Annotated in this window: 23 protein-coding genes; all 23 read right to left on the bottom strand. The window is 40.2% G+C overall.

The features are described 5' to 3' along the window. Positions 1 to 11: 11 nt before the first annotated feature. Complete coding sequence (locus tag SCI76_RS02070) at positions 12 to 1,274, bottom strand: ATP-grasp domain-containing protein (RefSeq protein WP_168760774.1); 1,263 nt, start codon at positions 1,272 to 1,274, stop codon at positions 12 to 14. Positions 1,275 to 1,825: 551 nt separating this feature from the next. Next, positions 1,826 to 3,031 (bottom strand): sugar MFS transporter, encoded by a 1,206-nt coding sequence (locus tag SCI76_RS02075; RefSeq protein WP_063247993.1) that lies wholly within the window; start codon positions 3,029 to 3,031, stop codon positions 1,826 to 1,828. Between the two features lie 178 nt (positions 3,032 to 3,209). Next, a complete protein-coding gene (locus tag SCI76_RS02080) occupies positions 3,210 to 4,382 on the bottom strand; it encodes an iron-containing alcohol dehydrogenase (RefSeq protein ID WP_048020889.1) in 1,173 nt (390 codons plus the stop codon). A gap of 190 nt (positions 4,383 to 4,572) precedes the next feature. Continuing rightward, entirely contained in the window at positions 4,573 to 5,034 is a 462-nt protein-coding gene (locus tag SCI76_RS02085) for a GNAT family N-acetyltransferase (protein ID WP_048020890.1), read from the bottom strand. A 39-nt stretch (positions 5,035 to 5,073) separates the two neighbouring features. Continuing rightward, entirely contained in the window at positions 5,074 to 5,331 is a 258-nt protein-coding gene (locus tag SCI76_RS02090) for a hypothetical protein (protein ID WP_048020892.1), read from the bottom strand. Positions 5,332 to 5,361: 30 nt separating this feature from the next. Then, the gene (locus tag SCI76_RS02095; RefSeq protein ID WP_328180151.1) at positions 5,362 to 6,108 is read right to left on the bottom strand and encodes an MBL fold metallo-hydrolase; all 747 of its coding nucleotides are present in this window, start codon (positions 6,106 to 6,108) and stop codon (positions 5,362 to 5,364) included. A 239-nt stretch (positions 6,109 to 6,347) separates the two neighbouring features. Continuing rightward, positions 6,348 to 7,829, bottom strand: a complete 1,482-nt coding sequence (locus tag SCI76_RS02100) for an amino acid permease (RefSeq protein ID WP_048020895.1) — start codon at positions 7,827 to 7,829, stop codon at positions 6,348 to 6,350. A gap of 101 nt (positions 7,830 to 7,930) precedes the next feature. Next, positions 7,931 to 8,209, bottom strand: a complete 279-nt coding sequence (locus tag SCI76_RS02105; RefSeq protein ID WP_328180152.1) for a YokU family protein — start codon at positions 8,207 to 8,209, stop codon at positions 7,931 to 7,933. A 2-nt stretch (positions 8,210 to 8,211) separates the two neighbouring features. Then, a complete protein-coding gene (gene ablA / locus SCI76_RS02110) occupies positions 8,212 to 9,621 on the bottom strand; it encodes a lysine 2,3-aminomutase (RefSeq protein ID WP_033578990.1) in 1,410 nt (469 codons plus the stop codon). A gap of 42 nt (positions 9,622 to 9,663) precedes the next feature. Beyond that, entirely contained in the window at positions 9,664 to 10,143 is a 480-nt protein-coding gene (locus SCI76_RS02115; protein ID WP_028413331.1) for an N-acetyltransferase, read from the bottom strand. Further along, positions 10,131 to 11,651 (bottom strand): M81 family metallopeptidase, encoded by a 1,521-nt coding sequence (locus tag SCI76_RS02120; protein ID WP_048020896.1) that lies wholly within the window; start codon positions 11,649 to 11,651, stop codon positions 10,131 to 10,133. The genes SCI76_RS02115 and SCI76_RS02120 overlap by 13 nt, the downstream gene beginning before the upstream one ends. A 29-nt stretch (positions 11,652 to 11,680) precedes the next feature. Next, positions 11,681 to 13,138, bottom strand: coding sequence for an aldehyde dehydrogenase (locus tag SCI76_RS02125; RefSeq protein ID WP_048020899.1), 1,458 nt, complete (start codon positions 13,136 to 13,138; stop codon positions 11,681 to 11,683). 28 nt (positions 13,139 to 13,166) lie between these two features. After that, positions 13,167 to 14,462, bottom strand: coding sequence for an aminotransferase class III-fold pyridoxal phosphate-dependent enzyme (locus SCI76_RS02130; protein WP_048020901.1), 1,296 nt, complete (start codon positions 14,460 to 14,462; stop codon positions 13,167 to 13,169). Continuing rightward, positions 14,446 to 15,831 carry an aspartate aminotransferase family protein gene (locus SCI76_RS02135; protein ID WP_048020903.1) on the bottom strand — a complete coding sequence of 462 codons (1,386 nt, stop codon included), beginning with the start codon at positions 15,829 to 15,831 and terminating at the stop codon, positions 14,446 to 14,448. Before SCI76_RS02135 ends, SCI76_RS02130 begins: the two co-directional genes overlap by 17 nt. Beyond that, positions 15,819 to 17,009, bottom strand: coding sequence for a thiolase family protein (locus SCI76_RS02140; protein WP_048020904.1), 1,191 nt, complete (start codon positions 17,007 to 17,009; stop codon positions 15,819 to 15,821). The genes SCI76_RS02135 and SCI76_RS02140 overlap by 13 nt, the downstream gene beginning before the upstream one ends. Next, positions 17,009 to 17,671, bottom strand: coding sequence for a 3-oxoacid CoA-transferase subunit B (locus SCI76_RS02145; RefSeq protein ID WP_407545008.1), 663 nt, complete (start codon positions 17,669 to 17,671; stop codon positions 17,009 to 17,011). Before SCI76_RS02145 ends, SCI76_RS02140 begins: the two co-directional genes overlap by 1 nt. A 1-nt stretch (position 17,672) precedes the next feature. Next, positions 17,673 to 18,329, bottom strand: coding sequence for a CoA transferase subunit A (locus tag SCI76_RS02150; RefSeq protein WP_063248001.1), 657 nt, complete (start codon positions 18,327 to 18,329; stop codon positions 17,673 to 17,675). Positions 18,330 to 18,508: 179 nt separating this feature from the next. After that, complete coding sequence (locus tag SCI76_RS02155; RefSeq protein WP_013057066.1) at positions 18,509 to 18,838, bottom strand: DUF3870 domain-containing protein; 330 nt, start codon at positions 18,836 to 18,838, stop codon at positions 18,509 to 18,511. A 214-nt stretch (positions 18,839 to 19,052) separates the two neighbouring features. Continuing rightward, positions 19,053 to 19,301: a ferredoxin gene (locus SCI76_RS02160; RefSeq protein WP_013057065.1), complete on the bottom strand. Its 249-nt coding sequence runs from the start codon at positions 19,299 to 19,301 to the stop codon at positions 19,053 to 19,055. A 37-nt stretch (positions 19,302 to 19,338) separates the two neighbouring features. Next, entirely contained in the window at positions 19,339 to 20,223 is an 885-nt protein-coding gene (pdxS, locus tag SCI76_RS02165) for a pyridoxal 5'-phosphate synthase lyase subunit PdxS (protein ID WP_407545011.1), read from the bottom strand. A 193-nt stretch (positions 20,224 to 20,416) separates the two neighbouring features. Next, the gene (locus SCI76_RS02170; protein ID WP_048020908.1) at positions 20,417 to 21,400 is read right to left on the bottom strand and encodes a quinone oxidoreductase; all 984 of its coding nucleotides are present in this window, start codon (positions 21,398 to 21,400) and stop codon (positions 20,417 to 20,419) included. A gap of 16 nt (positions 21,401 to 21,416) precedes the next feature. Continuing rightward, a complete protein-coding gene (locus SCI76_RS02175) occupies positions 21,417 to 22,190 on the bottom strand; it encodes an enoyl-CoA hydratase/isomerase family protein (protein ID WP_407545012.1) in 774 nt (257 codons plus the stop codon). A gap of 29 nt (positions 22,191 to 22,219) precedes the next feature. Further along, positions 22,220 to 22,981, bottom strand: a complete 762-nt coding sequence (locus tag SCI76_RS02180; protein ID WP_048021471.1) for an SDR family NAD(P)-dependent oxidoreductase — start codon at positions 22,979 to 22,981, stop codon at positions 22,220 to 22,222. Positions 22,982 to 22,989: the final 8 nt, after the last annotated feature.

Here is a 22,989-nt window from a genome sequence, read left to right on the forward strand (position 1 = left end):
TTTGATACCCCCTATGCGTTTACTTTATTTTGATAAACGATTTTTACTTTGTTATCTAAATAGCTGTAATACTGTTCACAGTCGGAATAAGAGTCATGAGTGGTTAAAATAAATCCAGGGTAACCTGAAAAGTGCGGATATGGTAAAATGTCTGTCCCCTCAGTTATAAATTGAATAACCCTTTTTACTTCAGTGTCTCTACGCACGTCTTCTAAGCCTCGAATTTCTTTAAAAATCCCATGGCCTTGCACAGGGATAATGTAGTTGCCCACCACTTTCTTTCGTTTTCTTTCCTTTTTTAATACAGGAGGTTTTAATCCTAATACATAGTGAAAAACTAGCTCCATATAGTTAATACCTGTACTTTCTTTTACGATATAATGAGAAATCCCAGACCCTCCAATGCGCGCTCCTATTTCAATCACATAAGGTTTTCCCGCTGGGTCCAAGCGTAATTCAATATGGGCGGGGCCATTCTCAATCCCTAAAGCGGTTGCTGCCCTAGCTGCTTCTTGCGAAATAGATTCCAAAACGTTTTCTTCTAGGGGAGCTGGAGCTATATAAACACCTTCTTCAAAAAAAGGGCCTTTGGAATTTCCTTTATAACCTATAGAAAGTACATAAACTTCTCCTTCTACAGAAAACGTCTCAATAGCAAACTCTGGTCCGTCTACAAATTGTTCAATTACCATGCCCGTTTTATTTTTTGTGAATTTACTTAGGTCTTCTTCATTTACGCGTCTCACTTTTTCTATGCTGTCAATCAGTTCTTTTTTATTATTCGCTCGTGATACACCTTGACTGGAAAATCCGTTAGAAGGTTTTACTACGACAGGATAAGGCAGTGAAAGATTCGTTAATTCCTCCGTATTTTCAACCTCTTTAAAATACGGAGTGTTAAGATCATTATCTTTTAAAACCTCTCTCATTTTCTGTTTGTTGCGACAGTTACTAATCACAAACGGTGATAAGCCCGGTAAGTTTAATTCTTCTGTCAGCTGAGCTACAAACTCTAACGCAGGCTCATATAATGTCATAATGCCGTCAAAAGGATTTTTGTGATGCTCTGCTTTAATAATCTCAAGAGCTCTGTCTGGGGTGTGAAATAAATCAATGGGTATGAAATTTTGTACGTTTTTAAGATGCTTAGGTTCTACTTCTTCTTGGTTATAAAAAAACGTCACTTTAATTCCGAGAGCTTCTGCTTCTTCAAAAATAAACGGTAAATATGTATTTTGTAACACAACTGCTAGATGCTTGTTTTGTAACGGCATTTACTTCCCCCCTACTTTTAAACAGCTCTTCACTGTTCGATGACTAAATTCTAATGATCGCTTCATATATTTGTCAATTTAATTTTATATAACATTAGGAATATATAGAATATTTGGTATATTAGTAAAAAGTAAAGAAAAGAATGGTTTGTAGGGTTAATACTAAAGCGAAATTAAAAGCAGGAATTTTGCTATTTGATTATAAAGATATTGTTAGAAAAAATTTAATGAGAATTTTTATAAAAAAAGAAAGGTCGACCTAGGTTCAACCTTTCTTTTTTATGTTTTTTATTAAAATAGATAGTAACCATTTATAAAGTTACATCTTTTTCAGCCATCTCATTTAGTATTCTTTTTAATGCCACGTCGGGGTTTAATGCGGGATCCTTTATATTCACTTCTTTCATATTGCGCTCCTTTTTCATAGATATATCCATTTTTCACTTTCTTGTTTGAATTTATGTGAACCCTTTTTGTTTACTATAACGAAAGAGAAAATAAAAAGAAAAAGAAGTAAACTTATAAGTTCACTTCTTTTTTTGACGTAAAATTTATTTCATAGGCTGCAAATGATTATTAGCTTTTTGTTTTGCATCACGCTGAACGAAAAAAATGATGCAAAGCGCCAGAAGATATAAACATGCAAAAGCTGTTATGTACCAAAGTGCTGAGATAATTCCGCTTGCGTCCATAGTAAAGCCAATAAGTGCAGGGAAAATAGCTCCTCCAAGCCCTGAAAAACCAGTAATTAAACTGGTGACAATACGAGCAGATCCGGTAAACGTATGGTTAGCATATACCATCGTTATCGAATAGATACCTGACATTGCAAGCCCTAAAAACGCTAATAAAATATAGCCTGCTACTGCTTCTTTTAACAAGATAAACAGCACTAAACTCACAATTGTTCCTCCAATGCTGCCAAAAAGATAGCGTTCGTATGTAACGATTCGAATAACCCATCCAGTAGCTACTCGTCCTATTAGCATAGCCACCCAAAAAACGCTTATGCTTAAAGTAGCCTGTGATGGAATTACATCTAGATACACGATAAAAATAGACGAAAGAAAATTATTCATGCTGCTTTCCACTCCGGCGTACATAAAAATCATTACACTAAAAAGAGCGAGTATTTTCCATCTTTGATTTTTAGCAAGCACAGGCGCAGGTTCTGAGTTGGCGTCTGAAGCACCGCTTTCTGAAGTTGAAACAGTCTCTTTTTTAAAAGGAATCATTTTACAGACTACAACCATTAGTAAAGCTAGTATACTGGTTATAAAAAATGAATACCTCCAGCTGTTCTGTGAAATCAATAAGCTAGCTATTAACGGCATCAACAGCGCACCCAGGCCAAATGATACTTCTAAATAACTCATAACAATAGCTCTTCTACCGATAAATACTTCCATCATTAAAGTAGCTACAACTACTTCCAAGGCCGCTACACCAATACCATTTAAGAAATTGAATACGATAATCCACTCAAATGGAGGCAATAAAAGCATACCTATTTGTGATAGCGCTATCATTAATGCGGAAATTGTAAGTAAATTCATTTCGCTGAAGCGTCCTAATAGAAAAGAAGATAGCGGAACTCCTATCAAAAATCCTAAAGAACCTACTAATACAAGCTGCCCGCCAACTGTATAAGACACATGGTAATGTGTTAACAATTGCGGTAAGACGGATCCTACGGCTGTAATGACTAATCCGCCCAACAAATAAAGCGCATATGAAGCTAGCGCAAATTTTTTCATCTTCCCACTCCCTTATATCCTCTAAAGCGTTCTTTCTGTACTCAATTATAAAGGTTTTTCTTAGATTATTAACCGAAATCCTAGAAAAAAATTTCTCCATACGCTACTTAAGTTCCAATCATTTATAAGATAAAACAAAAAGAAGGAGATCTATGTCTCCTTCTTTTTGCTATTCACCTTATAGTGATGCTTTTAAAATAGCTAAAATATCATCTTTATTTAGTTTCTTAAAGTTACCGAAACCTCCGTGCTCCATTTCACGAGCAGCAATTCCAGCAATTTCATCTAGTCGCTCTTCTCCGATATCGTAATCTGCTAAGCGAGAAGGTGCACCAAGGCTTGACCAAAAAGCGCTTAGCTTATCGATTCCTTCTAACGCAATTTCTTTGTCACTTTTACCTGCAGTTTCAATATCAAACATGTTTGTCATGACGCGTTTCATACGAGTTACATCTTGATCTACAACGTGTCGCATCCAATTTGGGAATAGGATTGCTAAACCGCCCGCATGAGGAATGTCATATACTGCTGATACCGCGTGTTCAATTGTATGTGAAGCCCAATCTCCAAAGTATCCCATTTGAAGTGTTCCGTTTAATGCGATTGTTCCGGAATATAAAATCGTTTCGCGATGTTCGTAGCTTTGCAGATCTTCTAGCAATTTCGGTGCTGTTTCAATTACTGTTTGTAATACGGAATAGCACATACGATCTTGTAAAGGCGTGTTTTTCACGTTATGGAAATATTGTTCGAACACATGACTCATCATGTCTACCATGCCGTAGATAGTTTGATCTCTAGGAACAGACATCGTGTTCACAGGATCTAGGATAGAAAATACAGGGTGCGTAACGGCGCTTCCCCAAACGTATTTTTCATTTGTTTCCCAATTCGTAATAACAGAATCAGGATTCATTTCAGAACCTGTTGCTGCCAATGTTAATACCGTGCCAAACGGCAGTGCTTTTGTAGCCGTTACTTTTTTGTTAATAATATCCCAAACGTCGCCTTCATACTCAGCTCCGGCAGCGATTGCTTTTGTGCAGTCAATAACGCTTCCTCCGCCGACTGCTAACATGAAGTCAATGTTTTCATTTCGGCAAATTTCAATTCCTTTTCGTACCGTAGATAATCGAGGGTTAGGTTCTACTCCCGCTAACTCGTGTATGTTTACGTTTAGCTTTTTTAACAGCGTAAGAACTTGATCATATAAACCGTTTTTCTTAATGCTTCCTCCACCGTATACAAGCAAAATATTTTTTCCGTATTTCGGGAGTTCTTCTGATAATGCTTGAAGCTGATCTTTTCCGAAGATTAGTTTTGTGGGATTGTGATAAATGAAATTTTCCATACTATCTGTATACCTCCTAGTTGAATATAAAGTAAGTTGTCGCATTACGCGAACAAGAATGTAAGTATAAATGTAAAACAAAAATTTTTCAAGAGTTAAGTTCTCAAATCGCGTACTTTGTTTTATTGAGTGATTAAAATGAAGAAAATGGCTTCCTAGACATAAAAAAGAGAGCAAGTAAATGCTCTCTTTAAAGCTCTTTATAAACCATTTTTCTATACGTAACAAAGCCTTCTTTTTCGTAAAAGCTCTCCGCAACCGTATTGTCACTCCAGTAATCCAACTCAATTGTATTTATGTCTTGAGTACGGGCAATGCTATAAATTTCTTTCATCAAACTTGAACCAAACCCTTTGTTTTTGTGGAGTTCTGCGATACTTATTTGATGAACATAAATTGACTTGTAAGCTTTTTTAAACACTGTTTCTGAATACTGTTTTATTTCAACCCAAGCGAATCCTACATGCTGTCCTTCATCTTCTGCTAAAAGAAAGATAAACCTATCGTTTTCCATCACTTTCTTAAAAAATTCATGTATCTTCTGAAAATCATATATTTGAAAGCGCTCGGGGGATAATTCTACATGCAGTTGATGAACAGACTGATTAAGCTTGGCAATTGTATCAGCATCGAAAGTACGGCTAATCTTCAATTTTTTCTCTCCTATATATCTCGTATTTAGTAGTGGTCGTTATGAATTTATTTCGTTTAATATAGCCGGTGCGTTTGAGGTAAATAATAGATAGTTTTTATTGGTCGTTTTTATAAAGATGCGGTCAGTCGTTCCATACGGAGGGCCGATTCGAATGGCGTTTGCTTCTTTGCCTCCGTACGTGTCATCTTCCGTTACTTCAAGAATGTCTTCTAACGGAATCGTAAAGTGTGCAAGCTGCCATTTTATAATGAGGCTATCATTTATTTTTTGAACGCTAATAGTTGGTGTAAACATTTTATCCATCCCCTTTGGTTTCTATTTATCTTAACTTTGTCTCTCTGCAACGTGTTCTTTTATCCTTAAAATCGCTTCTTTCGGACAGCCTTGAAAATAACCTCCGTGATAGCAAATAACATGCTCAATGTCGTAGTGTAAGAATTTTTCCAGTGAGTGAACTGCTTGGTCCATATTTAAAGTCGTTTTTTTAACAGGTCCCATTAGCTTTCCATTTGCCAATACTAAAGCATCTCCCGCAACCAGCGTTTTTGATTTTTTTAAATAAAAACTAACGTGCCCAGGCGTGTGTCCGGGAGTGAAAATAGCTTCAATGCCTCCGCAATATGGAAGCAGTTGATCTTCTTTTAATACTGTATCTACCTCAACTTTTGGAGGATTTTTATATAAATATTTTATTTCATCAGGTATAGCTGCTAGTTCTTCGTTACTCATTCGGCTCGCATTCGTTTTAATAAGCGGAAGTTTCCCTTCAATATACGGCTTATCAAATTCATGAGCATATACGATGATATTTTCATTTGATTTTTTTCGTATATCAGTCGCACACCCTATATGATCTAGATCTTGATGCGTTAGAAGAATTACTTTTAGCTGTTCAATAGATATATTCAATTCACCCAAGATCTCTTTCAGTTGATCGGTTTGCCCAGGCATTCCTGTATCAATTAGAATAGCTTCATCGTTATTCCAAACTAACGTAGGATTTAATATTATATCTTGGTCAAAAGCTCTGGCAGTCAACTGTAGCATCTCAACACCTGCAGAAATTCTCATTACGAACCCCTTTTCTTATTAAAGTACAAAGATTTCCAACCTCCACAATTGCTTAGCATGCAGTGGTATTCTTGAATTTTATCAATAAACAAAATAAAAACCAGACTGGAAAAAAATCACTTTTTATGATATGATATTTGTATAATAGAGTGTAAAATAATCGATTTTTATAAATGAAAAGGTGAACCCCACTGTCCGGGGTTCACCTTTTTTCTTTGTCGTTAGCCACTATGGCCTTTTTATTTCTTATCCTCTTTTTGAATGCACTCGTGCAAAGGTACAACCTTGGTTTTCTTTGCTATTTTATATCCCCACCACGTCGCTAAAAAGAGAGGCAGGCCAATGTAGGAGACCGTTAAGCCGTACCAATCAATTTTGTCGGAAAGTACCGCTTGATAGTTTTGTCCTAAAATAACAATGAGGCACATTCCAAATGCAAGAACAGGACCTAGAGGGAACCATTTTGCTTTATAGGCTAGATCATTTAGATCTTGTCCTGAAGCAACATATGCTTTTCGGAAACGATAGTGGCTGACGGCAATACCAATCCACGCAATAAATCCGCTCATACCTGAAGCGTTTAAAAGCCACATATACATTTGATCACCAAAAACGGATGTTAAAAAGGCAAGACCGCCAATAATAGTGGTTAAAACAAGCGCATTTACTGGAATTCCTCGACGATTAATTTTCCGAAGCGCTTTAGGCGCTTGCCCTTCATTGGCCATTGACCATAACATTCGCGTAGAAGCATATAAACCAGATGTTCCGGCTGATAAAACGGATGTAAGAATAACAGCATTCATCACCGAAGCAGCTGCAGCAATTCCTGCTTTTTCAAAAACAAGCGTAAATGGACTAACCGCAATGTTATCCACATCTCCTCCTAGAAGAGATGGACTGGTGTAAGGAATGATAAGCCCGATTACAGCAATGGCTGCAATATAAAATAGAAGGATGCGCCAAAAGACTTGGCGAATGGCTTTTGGTATATTTTTTTGAGGGTTTTCACTTTCCCCTGCCGCAATACCGACTAGCTCTGTACCTTGAAAAGAAAATCCCGCGATAAAGAAAATGCTTAGTACGGACAGAAATCCGCCGTTGACCGGCGCTTCTTCTAATGTAAAGTTTTTAAAGCCGATATATTCACCGCCGAAGATGCCAAAGATCGTCAGAAGGCCCACTCCGATAAATACAATGATGGTTACTACTTTTACGAGAGCAAACCAATATTCAGATTCTCCATAGCTTTTTACAGATAGGAAATTAAGTAAAAAAATTAAGCCTAAAAACAAAGCGCTCCAGATAATACTTGGCACATCAGGGAACCAAAACTTCATGATAATAGCAGAAGCAGCTATTTCTACAGCGAGCGTAACAGCCCAGTTAAACCAGTAGTTCCAGCCGAGCGCAAAGCCGAGAGCTGGGTCTACATAGTGACTGGCGTACGTTGAAAAAGAACCTGATACCGGCATAAACGTGGCCATTTCTCCAAGGCTAGTCATGAGAAAGTAAACCATAATTCCAATAGCCCCGTAAGCAATCAGCGCTCCTCCCGGTCCAGCAGTTTGGATGGAAGATCCCGTGGCTAGAAATAAGCCAGTTCCTATTGAACCTCCAATGGCAATCATGGTCATATGACGAGCTTTTAAATGGCGTTTTATATGCTTATCGTCCTGCTTCTTTTCTTCTTCATTACGATTTATATCGACCGCTTCCATACTTATCCCACCTTCATAAAAGAACTATGCGAACATGTTTAACGTAAAGCGTATAAGAATATCCATCTCCTATAAAAAGTAGGAGATGGATCCTTTATTGCTCACTTTGAAAAATCAAAGTAGTTTCGTTTTAATAGACGAGGCAGGCTCATAAGCTGTTCGTACGTTACACTTTTTTCTAAGGCAGAGGTGTTGATTAAAAACAGTTGATCTTCAATGTGTCCAACTGTTTTGTCTGTTTGATACGTAATTCCACATTCTGAACATGTAATGGAAGGCGTCTCTTTAATTTCTATAGCTTTTGTACCGTCAGGAAGCTCCCAATAAACCGTTGCATCCGTCTCCTTGGCTTCATATGATTCGCACCATTGGCACTTCAATATTATTCCTCCTTCGCTCCTGCCGTTTCGTATTTTTTCATTTGCGTTTCAAATTTTTTCTCTTTTAATTGATCGCGCTTTTCACGCTTGTCTTTTAAAGAGCTATGCTCTGGATTTTGGTCATACGTTTTTCGGCGGTCAAGACGGTTTAGACCTTCTGGCGTTAAGTTGAACTTTGTATCATCAATAATCGAAAGAACACCGTTGCTTTCAAATTTTTCAAACACTTCAGGATATACTTTTTTATAAAATTCTTCTGCGCTTCCACTTTGGTAATTTTGCGGCTCTGGATAAGACGTAATAACACCTTCAAAATTTCGAAGCACCACTTTATTGGAGCTTTGAGAAATAATATAGTTTGGCTGCAGCGGAATTTTACCGCCTCCTCCAGGAGCATCCACGATAAACGTAGGAACTGCATAGCCGGACGTATGGCCGCGAAGTCCTTCCATAATTTCTAGCCCTTTGCTGATTGGCGCACGGAAATGGCCGATTCCTTCTGATAAATCACATTGATAAATGTAGTAAGGACGCACGCGGATCTTTACTAAATCATGCATAAGCTGCTTCATGATTGGCACGCTGTCGTTAATTCCGGCTAAAATAACCGCTTGGTTTCCAACTGGAACTCCTACGTTCGCAAGCATTTCACATGCACGCTTTGATTCTTCTGTAATTTCAATTGATGTGTTAAAGTGCGTATTTAGCCAAACCGGATGATATTTCTTTAAGATGTTGCACAGATTTTCTGTAATGCGCTGAGGGAACACGACCGGCGCTCTTGTACCGATACGAATAATTTCTACGTGCGGAATATCGCGCAAATTTTTCAAAATATATTCTAAAATATTGTCATTGATTAATAGGCCGTCTCCTCCGGAAATTAATACATCACGAATTTGAGGGTTGGCTGCAATGTAATTAATCGCTGTATCCAGCTGTTTTTTTGGAACGCCCATTCCGATTTGTCCTGAAAAACGTCTTCTTGTACAATAGCGGCAGTACATGGAGCACTGATTTGTAACTAAAAACAGCACGCGGTCGGGATAACGGTGCGTTAAGCCAGGAACCGGTGAATCTTCATCTTCATGAAGCGGATCTTCTAAATCATACCTTGTTTTATGCAGTTCTTCTGAAATAGGAACGGACTGCATTCTGATTGGACATTTCGGATCATTCTCATCCATTAACCATGCGTAATAAGGAGTGATGTTTAACGGAATCGTTTTAGTTGCAATTTTAACGCCTTCTTCTTCTTGAGGTGTTAAATTAATCACTTTCTTTAAATCTTCCAATGTTTTAATCGTGTTTGTCAGCTGCCATACCCAGTCGTTCCACTGCTCGTCCGTTACATCTTTCCAAAGCTCGATTTCTTTCCAATGTCTGCTTGCTTTATATAATGTATTTTTCATTTTATATTCCCTCCAAGGTTCATTTTTTGAATAGATGTTCTACTAAGAAATTGACCGCACCATATAATAGCGATCTTCTCCTTCGCCAAACTCTCCTGCTCGCGTTTCTTTAATCGTAAAGTCCATTTTTTTATACAGCTTAACAGCGCCTTCATTTTTTACATTCACAGTCAAACAAACGCTTTCAAAATTATCTTTTTGTAGAATCGAAAATATCTCTTCTAAGAACAGCTGTCCAATTCCGCTTCCTTGTTTATCAGAGCGGACGTAGAACCCAAAGATATAAGCTTTTGTGACATCTTTGTAATCTCTAAGCAGCTCGCAAATGGCAATTGGCCTTGCGTCATTTTCCTGGAAATATTGAATGAGCTTTCCGTAGCGCGCTAAAGGTACAAGCGTCTGTTCATCAACGGCTCCCATGCCCGGAAACGCATCTTTTTCAAGTTCAATCATCATTTTTTGCTGCGCGGGACTTAACGACTCTGGGACTTCGATATAATACTGCTCTTTTAATGCATCCATTTTTCTTTCCTCCTTTTTTCACTTTCATATTTTGCATCTTGCAGCGGCCATATTGGACTTGGAAGGTGCTGATAATTAAAGGTCGTTAAGCGATTTGACGCTACGCCTGGAGCATCCACATAGATGATAGACCCTACAAGCGGTTCAAAAGCGGCTCTGAAATGATTTTTAGCTTTTAAACCAATGATTTTTTTCCTTGCTGGCTCGATACCGATATGGCGAAAAAGTTCAGGATCGTTTGCTGATATCGGCCTTCCAATCAACAAAATATCCAATTCTCCTACTCGAATATGAGCTGCGCCTTTTACATTTACTTTTAAATGCTGATTAAACGGTCCCGAATTGTAAAACTCACCTTCTGATAAGCCAATGACCTTTGCTTCAACTTCAACGGGCTTTCCAAACTCAGGAGAAACTTTTCCTCCTAAGGAAAGAGAGACGTAGCTTCCAACTCCTGCTTGCACGCATTGTTTAATAGATTCAGGGTCATAAAGACCTCCAAACAGTGTCCCCGGCATATTTAGCTTCAGCATGTATTCTAAAAGCTCTGTTGTATCACCGCTTCCGCAGCTTAAAGGATTGTCCGCTATATCAGCGAGCACAATTGGCTGTTCGTTTGATCGTTTTAACGCTGTTTGCAGACCTTCTTCAACGGTAGGCAAATCTACCATAAATTCCTCTTTTATACTCCAAAATTGAGAAGCTAGTCTATTTGCTGTTTTTTCTGCTGTTTCCGGATTCAAAGCTGTTACGAGCACGCTTGCTCCCGCAATGGGAATATCAGAATACGGAAAGCCCCCAAAAATGGAAACATTGTATACGTCTTCTTCTTGCTCGGCTTGCTTAGCAAGATCAATCATTTTTTTCATCGGTCCTTCTGCTGTTCGCATATTAATCGACGGCAAAAGCATGGGCAGTTTTTTTAAAGACGCATAATAGATAGCGCTTTCTTTTACCTGTGTTAAAAGCGCTCGCGCTGCGTTCACTCCTTGTTCATACATATCAACGTGAGGATATGTTTTAAAACCGAAATGTAGCGGCGTGTACGTAAGCATATCTTCACTGATATTTGCGTGCATATCGAGCGTAGTAGCAATGGGAACGTCACTTCCTATACAGCTTCTTATTTGACCTAACAAATGAGCTTCCGGATCGAAAAGATGCTCTGCTACCATTGCGCCGTGCAAGGCGATTAATAAGCCATCTAGCGGGCCGGCGTGAGTAAGCATATGCAGCATTTGCTTTTCAATTGTGTAATAAGCTGCCGAAGATACAACCCCAGACGGAATTGCAGCTGCACAAACAAGGGGAACGATTTCTACTTGCTTCTCTTGCTTTAATACATCCAAAAATCCCCCTACTTCTGTTTTGGTTCCTGAGTATGCTTTATATATTTCCGTTCCAACAAAATATCCTTCTTGTACAAACTGTTCTATTTCTGTTTTTAATGGACTAAAGCTGTGAGATTCATGATAAAAAAAGGCAATGCCAATGCGATATGAAGACATGTGCTCCTCCTTTTCGCTAAGGTGCGAGATTAATAGTTGGTGTAGACAGACTTCCATTCTGTCATCACATCAAATGCATGATGAGAAACTTCCCTGTGGCCGTTGCCAGACATTTTCATTCCACCGAATGCTACCCCCATTTCAGCATTAGATGTTCCGTTATTGATATAGACTAATCCGCTAACAGCGTCTTTGGCAGCTCGGCTGGCATAGTGCAAGCTGCTTGTATAAATAGAAGTGGAAAGTCCGTACACCGTTCCATTATTGACGCTCATTGCTTCTTCGTAGCCATCTACTTCAATAAAAGCAAGCACGGGACCAAAAATCTCTTCTTGAGCAATTGTGTGATTTGAATGGACGTTATCGATGATTGTAGGCATGTAATAACAAGTTCCTAACTCTGATAAAGCACGACCTCCGAGCGCAATATTCCCGCCTTCTTCTACCGCTTTTTGTACGTAATCTTCTACTAAACGGCACTGCTGTTCATTAACAAGCGGTCCTATCACAACTCCTTGTTCAAGACCATTTCCAATCTTCATTTCTTCTGTAAGAGCTATTACTTTTTTCAACAACTCTTCTTTTACTGAACGCTCCACGATGACTCTGCTAGCTGCGGTACAGCGCTGCCCCGTTGTCGTAAATGCTGATTTAACGATTCCCTCTGCTGCTTTATCCAGATTGGCATCTTTTAATACGATAACCGCGTTTTTTCCTCCTAGCTCTAAAGAAATACGCTTTAAGGTTTTGCTGCTCATTTCTGCTAATTGCTGACCAACTTCCGTAGAACCTGTAAATGAGATGATTTTCACTTCAGAGTGCGTAGCAAGCTTTTGTCCAACGATTCTGCCCGATCCTGTAAGCAAGTTAATCGTTCCTTTTGGAAGCCCCGCAGCGTGCAATACTTCCATAAAAATCTTCGCTGAGAGCGCCACTTCTGAAGCCGGCTTCCAGACAACGGTATTGCCAGCAATTAAAGCGGCAAACATTTTATAAGAAGCGAGAGAAACAGGAAAGTTCCAAGGTGTAATACATGCCACAACTCCAAGCGGTTCGCGAACCATTTTTATATCTCGGTCAGGAAAGCCAGCGGGCACTATTTCGCCAAACAAACGTCTTCCTTCTCCCGCCATATACTGAGCTGTTGCAATGACGACACCAACTTCCCCTATGGATTCTGATAGCGGTTTTCCCATCTCTTTTGTCATTACTTGGGCTAGCTCTTCTTTTCTGTTTTCAAAAAGCCCAGCTGCTTTTGTTAAAAATGCTGCACGTTCAGGAATAGATATATTTTTCCAGTGGCTGTAGGCTTTACTAGCCGCGTTTACGGCAGCATCGACTTGACTAGCCGTAGCGGCTGCGCACATTCCGACGAGCTCTTGTGTTGCAGGGTTTATACTTTTAAAATAGGTTTGCTCCTCTTCACTTACCCACTCGCCGTTAATATATAAATCTCCTTGTAACAGTTCGATTTTAGTTTGACTCATATCGTTACCCTCCTTTTCATTTAAAAAGCTAGTTAATTGAAACTGCTTCTGTGATGACTTCTTCTAATAAAGACAGCCCTTGATTCAGCACGTCTTTATCAATATTCAGCGGCAGCATTAAGCGAATGGTTTGCCCTTTGACTCCACAGTTCATGATAAGCAGTCTTCTTTCCAGCGCTTTTGATTTAATGGCAGGAACATAAGCAGCTGCTGTTTCAACATGAAATTCAATGCCAATCATCATCCCAATTCCTCTAACCTCTTTAATAGCCGGTAAATGTCCGATAGAATGCTGAAGACGTTTCACAATATCGGCACCTACTTTTTCACTGCGCTCTACAAGCTTTTCTTCTTCAATGATTGAAATGTTAGCTAAAGCAGCTGCGCACGATACTGGATTTCCACCAAAAGTAGAACCATGTCCGGCTGTTGGCCATTTCTCATGCAGTTCTCGGCTTGCTACAATCGCTCCTAAAGGCATACCACCGGAAAGAGCTTTTGCTAAAACTAAAATATCTGGTGTGACTCCAGCATGTTCTGCGGCAAACATTTTTCCAGTGCGCCCGAATCCCGTTTGCACTTCATCAAAGATAAGCAGAATGCCATAATCATTCGCTATGTCTCTCAGTGCGCGTAAAAAGCTAGAAGGAGCAGGGTAATAGCCTCCTTCGCCCATGACTGGCTCAATAACAATCGCCGCTACGCGTGAAGGATCCACTCGCAGTTCAAACAGCTTTTGCAGTTGATTTAAGCAATATGCTTCCGCTTCTTCCTCGTCAATATTAGGAAGCTGACTTGGATACGGATAAGGCGCGTGATACACTTCTCCCAAAATCGGCTCGTAGTAGCTTCGGTACTTGGAGCTTGAAGCCGTAATAGCTGTAGCTCCTAATGTACGGCCATGAAAAGAACCTTCGAAAGCAATAATCGCTGGTCTGCCAGTGGCCGCTTTTGCTAACTTAAGCGCTCCATCAATAGCTTCTGCGCCTGAGTTTGAAAAGAAAACCGTATCTAAGTTTCCTGGCGTAATTTGCGCAAGTTTTTCCGCCAAATTCACAGCTGTTTCATAGTATCCGTAATTTAAACCGAGGTGAAGCAGCTGATCTGCTTGTTTTTTAATCGCTTCTACCATCTTTTCATGTGTATGACCTACTGCATTGACAGCTACTCCTGATACAAAATCAATGTATTCCGTGCCATCAGCTGTCCAAAATTTCGCACCGTGCGCTTTTTCAATAACAAGCTCTGTTACTCTTGTCATCACGGGTGATAAATGTTTTTTGCCTTTGAGTTGAAGCTCTTCTGTTTTATTTTGCACTTTCATATGACTCATCCTTTCTTATGTGCTGATGAAAAATAGAAAACGCATGATCTAGCAATCTCACTACTTCATCAACTTCTGATTTCGTTATATTTAAAGGAGGACTAATAATGATATGTTCTCCTTTATGTCCATCTACAGATCCGGACCCTGGATAAAATACGCCTCCAAGCTCCATACAAATTTCATTGAGCTTTTCGCTGGCTGCTTCGCCTGGCTCGAAAAATATCTGTTGATTGGCGTCTTTCATTAGTTCTAATCCAATTAAAAGTCCGCGGCCGCGAATATCTGAAATATACGGATGCTTGCGCTGCAGCGCTACTAAACATTCCATTAAATACGCACCTTGAGTTTCTACATTTTGAAGGATATTTACTTCTTCATACATGTCCAAAGCAGCAAGTCCTGCCGCTATCGAAACAGGATGTCCACTGTACGTATAGCCGTGAAGGAATTTTCCGCCGCTATTTTCTAACAGTCCTTGAATCAGACGGTCATGAACAACCATTCCTCCTAAAGGAGCGTACCCTGCTGAAACTCCTTTACCAAACGTTAAAATATCCGGTTCGATTCCGAATTGTTCCACTGCAAAATCAGTTCCTGTTCTCCCAAAGCCTGTCATCACTTCATCAACAATCAAAAGAATGTCATAGCTGCTGCAAAGCTCACGTACTTTTTTGAAATAGTCAAGCGGAGGCACGACAGCTCCTTGCTGACTTCCTACAATCGGCTCTGCGATAAAAGCTGAAATATTTTCTGGACCAAGCTCTAAAATGGTGCGTTCAATATCGGTGATGCAGCTCCAGTTTTGATTTGCCACGCAGTCTTCTTGATTGCGATTATACGGACAGCGATGACAATAAGGAGAATAAACGTGCGCAAAATGTAAAAGATTAGGTGTGTAAGGATATCGTCTTTTTACATCTCCTCCAGCTGATAGTGCCCCTATCGTATTTCCGTGATAGGACTGCCACCTTCCGATTACGATGTGTTTTTGCGTCTTTCCGGCATCTCTGTGATATTGCCTTGCTAATTTTAATGCACTTTCATTGGCTTCTGATCCTCCTGATGTAAAATAGACTTTGTTTAAATGGAGTGGAGCCATTTTACCGATTTTTCCTGCAAGTTTATGCAAAACATCTGTTTCAAAACGTAATGTATGAACAAACGCAGCTTTTTTAGCCTGATCAGCCATCGCCTCGGCTATTTTTACAATGCCGTGCCCTAAGTTTGCCGCTACGGCCCCGGAGCAGCCGTCTAAATACTTTTTTCCTTGTTCATCTATTAAGTAGCTTCCTTGACCGTGCGTAATCATAGGGTACTTTTTTGTTAAATCTCTATGAAAAACATAATCTCTTTTTATTTCGTCCATCTTTCCACCACCATCGCCATTCCTAATCCTCCTGCAACGCAAATAGTAGCAAGGCCGTATCGTCTCTTTTGCTTGTGGAGCTCATGACACAGAGTTGTGATGATTCTTGCCCCGGAGCAGCCTAAAGGATGTCCAAGCGCAATTGCTCCTCCGTTTACATTCACTTTCTCTGATGTGATGTCCCATTCTCTTAAGCAAGCAATACTTTGGGCGGCAAATGCTTCGTTTAATTCAATTAAGTCCATATCATTTAAGCTTAAACCGGCTTTAGTTAAAGCAATTTGCGAAGCAGAAATGGGGCCAATTCCCATTTCCTTTGGAGAGACGCCGGCTGCGGCAAACGACACAATCTTTGCCATAGGTGTTAATCCGAGGTGCTCAGCTTTTTCTTCCGACATCATCAGCAGCATCGAAGCGCCATCGTTTCTTCCGGATGAATTTCCGGCTGTCACCGTTCCATTTCTTTGAAAAACGGGCTTAAGCGTACCAAGCTTTTCTTTGCTAGTAAGACGAGGAAATTCATCTGTTGCAAAATGCCTCATTCCTTTTTTTCCTTCTTTTACAGGAACCGGTATAATTTCTTCTTCGAACAAATCAAGTTCTATAGCCCGCCTAGCTTTTTCCTGACTATAAAAAGCAAACTCGTCCTGCTCCGTACGGCTAATGCTATACTTTTCAGCAAGCCACTCCGCCGTCTGTCCCATTGTAAACGTTCCGTATAGCGTTTCAGGCTGTGATTTTGGCTGACTTTCTGTGTTAGAGTCATAGAGTGTTAAATCACCAACGTGAAAACCAAAACGAGTACCTACCGTATAGTGCGGTGCTTGAGACATGCTTTCCACTCCTCCAGCTAATACCGCTTCGGCTTGACCTGATAAAATGGACATAGCGCCATTCATCACAGCCTGCATGCCCGAGCCGCACTGGCGGTGCACGGTATAAGCAGGAATACGTTCAGAGAATTGAGCTTTAAGCCCGGCTACTCTCGCTATATTAGGAGCATGAGCGCTTTGTTTCGTTTGTCCGACAATAATTTCATCAACAATCTCTGATGTATATCCGGCTGAAGACAAATTGTTTTTCATCACAAGAGAGACTAGTTCTTCTGGAAGCGTATCTGCAAGCGAACCGCCAAACTTTCCAATAGGAGTTCGAAATGCATTTACAATCACTGCCATTATGCCGTCACCTCATTGTCTTTGCTAAACAATGTAGAAACATGAAAAGAAGCCTCTGTTTTTTGTTTTACTTCCTCTAAAGAAACACCCGGAGCTGTTTCAAGAAGTTCAAGACCAAGATCGGTTACCGAAAAGACAGCTAATTCCGTAATAATCATATCGACTCGTCGCTCTGAAGTAATCGGATAGCTTAAATTCCTAACTAGCTTTGACTCTCCATGACTATTCGTATGAAGAGTCGTCACAATCACTTTTTTCGATCCTTCTAATAAATCCATTGCTCCTCCTACGCCAAGAACACTTTTCCCAGGGACAGCCCAGTTCGCAATTCGCCCTGCTTCATCTACTTGAAGCACTCCAAGAATGGATACATTCACATGACCTCCGCGTATCATCGCAAAAGAATCGGCGCTGTTAAAAAATGAGGCACCTTCCAAGACCGTGACGGGAAGCTTCCCAGCATTCACAAGCTCTGGATCTATATAGGTTTCTTCAGGAGTAGGGCCAACGCCGAGAATTCCGTTTTCTGAATGTAAAAACACGTGAACATCGGGTGAAATATAATTAGCAACCAAAGTAGGAATCCCTATCCCTAAGTTCACTACATCTCCGTGACAAAGCTCTTTTGCAGCGCGCCCAGCAATATATTGTTTGACGTTCATCTTATTTTTCTCCTTTCACTACGATATAAGTAACGTATAAATGAGGAGTGATAATTTCTTCAGGAGAAATTTGTCCAACTTCAACCACTTCTTCTACTTCAGCAATTACGATATCAGCGGCCGTTGCCATCATTGGATTAAAGTTTCTTGCTGATTTGCTGTAAATAAGATTTCCGAGTCGGTCTGCTTTTTTAGCTTTTATAAGCGCTACATCTGCGTGCAGCGATTCTTGCAAAACATATTTCTTTCCTTTTAATACTCGTTCTTCTTTTCCTTCAGCGAGCTGAGTCCCTACGCTCACAGGCGTGTAAAATCCTCCAATGCCCGCACCTCCTGCTCTAATAGCCTCGGATATTGTTCCTTGCGGGATAAGCTCCACTTGAAGTTCTTGTTGTTGATAGGCATGCACAACTTCAGGATTGGAAGTGAAATACGAACCTATAGCTTTTTTTACTTGTTTTCTTTGAACCAATATACCCAATCCTTTTCCAGGTTCACCGAGGTTATTACTAATAATCTCTAAATCTTTAAGGTTTGATTTGGCAATCGCCTCAATTAGACTAAGCGGGCTTCCTACAAGACCAAATCCACCTACCATAATGCGTGCGCCATCAGTTATTTTTCCTACTGCTTCTTCGCGCGTGATGATTTTGTTCATTTTGTTTCCTCCTTTTCTTTTTATATTTCACAGCGCTTTACACGAAAAAAACCAAGCAGGACACAATGACTCCCCAAAGAAACAGGGACGTCCCCCATTCTTTGTAAAGCGTGTGTGTCTGCTTGGTTTTAATAAGACCATGAAAAGAGGTTGTCTTCTCACTTTATTCTAACCAAACGCTATGTAATTTTTTGATTCACATTATCCCAGTAACGTTGGATTGCAGCCTGAAGCGCTACGATAATCGCCTGTTGAGATGGAGCAAAATAATAATTTTGAATACGTTCAATAAGAGGTTCAATTCCATCTGCAAGGCAGTAACCAATAAGCAGCTTCCGGAAAAAATTTTGCGTCAGCTCCGTAATAAACGTAAACTCAGCATTTACAATTTTATGCTCTGTCAGATCCACTTCTAGTACAATTCCCGCATGCTTATACATTTCATACATGGAAGTTCCCTGTGGAGCTTTTGCATATCCTGTCACAATGACTGTATTCAGTATTTGCATGCCCCTTAATCTCCTTTTAAAAACTATTTAATTACTCCGCACATTTACACTAATAATTCTGAAAGGTCAAATGAGACTAACTCATATGCTTTTAGTTATGTAAGTGCTTTCATTTTTAAAAAGATATGTTCTTACACAACTAATATTTCGCCTTTTCTAGACAAAATCCTTCTTTTCTTTTAAAAAAACTTTCTATTTTTTTATTTATTCGGCTTTATTGAAATTTATTCGAATCTCCATCAAACTTTTCATCTGCTATACGGATGGACTCTGTTGGACAGCCTTCAAACGCATCTATTAAATCGTCTTCTAACTCTTGGGGCACTTCAACAGTGCCTTGATTATCATCAAGGATAACGAACGCAATTCCTTCATCATCATAATCATAAATATCAGGTGCCGCAGCTCCGCATGCGCCGCACGCAATACACGTTTCTTTATCGACTATTGTATATTTCCCCATGATCATTCTCCTAACTAAGTTTAAAAGTTATTACTTATTACCAGCCGCGTTCTTGCATACGATTTTCTGGTAATAATGATGAAATTTCAATTCCTTTCATTGCACTTCCTAGCCCTTTTGACAAGCTTGCAATGAGTTCATAATCTTGATAATGGGTTGTTGCCTCAACGATTGCTCGCGCAAATTTTTCAGGGTTGTCTGATTTAAAGATTCCTGAACCCACGAACACGCCGTCTGCTCCAAGCTGCATCATTAACGCTGCGTCTGCTGGTGTTGCTACACCGCCCGCTGCAAAGTTTACAACCGGTAGGCGGCCTTCACGTTTAATTTGCAGTAATAACTCATAAGGCGCGCCTAATAGTTTTGCCTCTGTCATTAACTCATCTTCGTCCATGCCCACAACTTTACGTACTTGAGCGTTTACTTGGCGCATATGACGCACTGCTTCCACGATGTTTCCTGTCCCTGGTTCGCCTTTTGTACGAAGCATTGCAGCTCCTTCAGCAATACGGCGGGATGCTTCACCAAGATCACGACAACCGCACACAAATGGAACCGTAAATGTATTTTTATTTAAATGAAACTCCTCATCAGCTGGAGTCAACACTTCACTTTCATCGATGTAGTCTACACCCATCGCTTCTAGCACGCGTGCTTCAACAATATGGCCAATACGAGCTTTTGCCATAACTGGAATGGACACAGCATTCATCACTTCTTCAACAATTGTTGGGTCTGCCATACGAGACACGCCGCCTGCTGCACGAATATCAGCTGGAACACGCTCCAATGCCATAACAGCAACAGCGCCTGCTGCCTCTGCAATTTTTGCCTGTTCTGCATTGATCACGTCCATGATAACGCCGCCTTTTTGCATTTCTGCCATTCCCCGCTTCACGCGGTCCGTTCCATTTCTCACCATATTCAATTCCTCCTTTATATGTTCAAACACTTATTATGCAACTTCCATGCCAGTGTTAAAATATAGAAGAAATTAGTAAAAAGTACTGATTTTTATGCCAAATTATTAAGCAGTTTTTAAAAATTTGGCAGGCGAAAGCCAATTTTTTAAACTAAAACAGCTTCCATCCCTATTAGAGACGGAAGCTGTTTTGTTAAGGAACTAACACTAATTTTCCGGTCGTTTTTCTTCCTTGAAGCAGACGATGTACATGTGCTGCTTCTTCAAGTGAAAATGTACCGCCCAGCATTAATTTTAACTGACCGGAATTCACGTAGTTTAATAGCTCATGCAGGCTTTGCTGATAAAGTGCTGGTTTTGCCATCATTTGAGGTAAGAAAAAGCCGAGAACCGACTGATTTTTTTCCATCAGGCGAGCAGGGTTAAACTTTACAGGTTTTCCGCTAGCCATGCCGTAAAAAACGAGGCGCCCAAATGGTGCAAGACATTGAAGAGATTCATAGAATATATGCCCTCCTACCATTTCTAAAATAATATCGGCTCCTTTTCCTTCTGTTACTTCTAAAATCCGTTTTTCCCAGCCTGTTTCTGTATAGTTAATCACTTCGTCGGCTCCAAGATTTTTTGCAAGCTCAAGCTTTTCTTTAGAGCTCGCTGTAGCAATAACTTTTCCAGCTCCAAAAATTTCCGCAAGCTGAACAGCTAAGGTTCCGACGCCGCCTGCTGCTGCATGAACGATGACGGTTTCTCCTTTTTCAAGGCGACCCATTGTTTTTAAAATATGATAAGCCGTTAGTCCTTGAAGAGGCAAAGCAACGGCCTGTGTTAAATCCACATTCTCCGGCAACGGAATAAGGCCTCTTGAATCTGCCAGCGTGTACTCAGCGTATCCTGTTGCTCGATTAGATCCCAGCAGTGTCACGACTTTTGTACCTACTTTTATCCCTTGTACATCCTCGCCTACTTCAACCACTTCGCCTGCTACTTCAGAGCCTGGAATAAAAGGCAGCGGCGTTTCGACTACATATGCTCCTTCGCGCCGCGCAGCGTCGGCATAATTAACGCCAATTGCCGCAACTTTAATGAGCACATCTTTCTTTTTAGGTACAGGGCGTGCAATATCGATAACTTGCAGAACATCAGGCCCTCCATACTGCGTGAATTGAATAGCTTTCATCTTTTATATCCCCCTCTTATTTCCCTTGAAATAGTGGCTTTCTTTTTTCTTTAAATGCAGATATTCCTTCTTGATGATCACTCGTTTCTACCATAAGAACTTGCGTTAGCCTTTCTTGTTCAAGCACTTGTTCTAGCGTTAAATGGAATGAATCGTTGACGATTTTTTTCATTTTTCCGTACGCTTTCGTTGGCCCTTGTGATAAACGGCTTGCAAAAGACGTAACCTCATCTTTCAACTGATCTAACGGCACTACACGGTTCAAAAAACCGGCTTTGTAAGCCGTATCGGCATCCAGAGGCTCTGCTAAAAATAGCAGTTCTTTAGCTTTGTGGGGCCCAACGACCTTTGTGAGAAAGTAAAGACCTCCTCCATCTGAAATCAATCCCACTTGAGAAAAGCTTAATACAAATCGGCTTTCTTGTGATGCGATGATAAAGTCAGAAGCGAGAGCTAAATTAAAAGCAGCTCCTGCTGCAAACCCATGAACTGCTGAAATAATTGGCTTCTCTAGATTTTGCATCGCTAAAATACATTCATTTAAACGGCCGATATGTACATAAACATCAGCTCCCGATGCTTGACCCATCGTTTTTACATCGCCTCCGGCAGAAAACGAGCGCCCCGCTCCATTTAATATAACCACTTTAATAGACTCATCGCTTTGTGCCTGTTTTATTTCAGCTGTTAACTTTTCAATCATTTCCTCACTGAATGCATTTAAACGATCCGGTCGATTTAACGTTAAAGATAAAATAGTCCCTTGCTTTTCTACTACTAAATCACTCATAATTTCGACTTCCTCCTCTTTGCTTTGTATTAAACGATAAGCCACCCGCCGTCTACTAATAAATCACTTCCCGTCATATACGATGCCTCTTTAGACGCTACAAAAGCAATAACATTTGCAATTTCATCTGGTTTACCTACACGTTTTAAAGCCGTATTTTTTTCGATTGCCTTAGTGAAGCGCTCATTTTCAAGTCCAGGCTGTGTTAAAGGTGTTTCTACGAATCCAGGAGACACAGAGTTTACTCTGATTCCGTGAGGTGCTAATTCAAATGCCATTGCTTTTGTAAAGTTGATTAAAGCAGCTTTAGCAGCGCTATAGTGGGGAATTTGCGCACCTGCTTTATGTCCTGAAAGAGAAGCGATGTTAACAATAGAGCGATTTTCTGCTATTTCTTCAGTTAAAAAAGGAATCAAATGTTTTGTTACAAGAAATACGCTTGTTAAATTGACGTCCTGCACCTGTTTCCACTGTTCAAGCGTTGTTTCTTTGATTGTGGAATTAACAGATCCGCCTGCATTATTAATTAATAAATGAATTTGTCCGTACTTTTCTTTTATAAACTCAGCAAGCTCTTTGACGTCTTCTTCTTTCGTTACGTCAGCTGGGAAAATATCTGTACATTTTCGTTCACACCGTGTGTCAATAGCGGATGCAGCCTGTATTAGTTTTTCTTTCGTTCGCCCCACAAGAATGACGCGAGCGCCTTCTTTCGCCATTCTTTGAGCGGTCGCTTCTCCAATGCCGCTTCCAGCTCCTGTAATAACAGCTATTTGCCCTTCAAAACGCATCATAATAC

This window comes from Priestia sp. HNGD-A6 (genome assembly GCF_045784335.1).
In the GTDB taxonomy this organism is placed as follows: Bacteria; Bacillota; Bacilli; order Bacillales; family Bacillaceae_H; genus Priestia; species Priestia zanthoxyli.

Bases quoted from the DNA above. Each gene is read 5' to 3' on its own strand.
- SCI76_RS02150 (WP_063248001.1), bottom strand. From the start codon at position 18,329: ATGAACAAAATCATCACGCGCGAAGAAGCAGTAGGAAAAATAACTGAT.
- SCI76_RS02170 (WP_048020908.1), bottom strand. From the start codon at position 21,400: ATGAAAGCTATTCAATTCACGCAGTATGGAGGGCCTGATGTTCTGCAA.
- SCI76_RS02140 (WP_048020904.1), bottom strand. From the start codon at position 17,009: ATGGCAGTGATTGTAAATGCATTTCGAACTCCTATTGGAAAGTTTGGC.
- SCI76_RS02075 (WP_063247993.1), bottom strand. From the start codon at position 3,031: ATGAAAAAATTTGCGCTAGCTTCATATGCGCTTTATTTGTTGGGCGGA.
- SCI76_RS02130 (WP_048020901.1), bottom strand. From the start codon at position 14,462: ATGAAAGTGCAAAATAAAACAGAAGAGCTTCAACTCAAAGGCAAAAAA.
- SCI76_RS02175 (WP_407545012.1), bottom strand. From the start codon at position 22,190: ATGAGTGATTTAGTAGTAGAAAAGCAAGGGACTATTTTATCTTTAACG.
- ablA (WP_033578990.1), bottom strand. From the start codon at position 9,621: ATGAAAAATACATTATATAAAGCAAGCAGACATTGGAAAGAAATCGAG.
- pdxS (WP_407545011.1), bottom strand. From the start codon at position 20,223: ATGGTGAGAAATGGAACGGACCGCGTGAAGCGGGGAATGGCAGAAATG.
- SCI76_RS02160 (WP_013057065.1), bottom strand. From the start codon at position 19,301: ATGGGGAAATATACAATAGTCGATAAAGAAACGTGTATTGCGTGCGGC.
- SCI76_RS02115 (WP_028413331.1), bottom strand. From the start codon at position 10,143: ATGGATGCATTAAAAGAGCAGTATTATATCGAAGTCCCAGAGTCGTTA.
- SCI76_RS02145 (WP_407545008.1), bottom strand. From the start codon at position 17,671: ATGAACGTCAAACAATATATTGCTGGGCGCGCTGCAAAAGAGCTTTGT.
- SCI76_RS02095 (WP_328180151.1), bottom strand. From the start codon at position 6,108: ATGAGAATTTCTGCAGGTGTTGAGATGCTACAGTTGACTGCCAGAGCT.
- SCI76_RS02180 (WP_048021471.1), bottom strand. From the start codon at position 22,981: ATGCGTTTTGAAGGGCAAATAGCTGTTATTACAGGAGCTGGAAGCGGC.
- SCI76_RS02100 (WP_048020895.1), bottom strand. From the start codon at position 7,829: ATGGAAGCGGTCGATATAAATCGTAATGAAGAAGAAAAGAAGCAGGAC.
- SCI76_RS02155 (WP_013057066.1), bottom strand. From the start codon at position 18,838: ATGCAAATACTGAATACAGTCATTGTGACAGGATATGCAAAAGCTCCA.
- SCI76_RS02125 (WP_048020899.1), bottom strand. From the start codon at position 13,138: ATGAGTCAAACTAAAATCGAACTGTTACAAGGAGATTTATATATTAAC.
- SCI76_RS02135 (WP_048020903.1), bottom strand. From the start codon at position 15,831: ATGGACGAAATAAAAAGAGATTATGTTTTTCATAGAGATTTAACAAAA.
- SCI76_RS02090 (WP_048020892.1), bottom strand. From the start codon at position 5,331: ATGTTTACACCAACTATTAGCGTTCAAAAAATAAATGATAGCCTCATT.
- SCI76_RS02120 (WP_048020896.1), bottom strand. From the start codon at position 11,651: ATGTCTTCATATCGCATTGGCATTGCCTTTTTTTATCATGAATCTCAC.
- SCI76_RS02070 (WP_168760774.1), bottom strand. From the start codon at position 1,274: ATGCCGTTACAAAACAAGCATCTAGCAGTTGTGTTACAAAATACATAT.
- SCI76_RS02080 (WP_048020889.1), bottom strand. From the start codon at position 4,382: ATGGAAAATTTCATTTATCACAATCCCACAAAACTAATCTTCGGAAAA.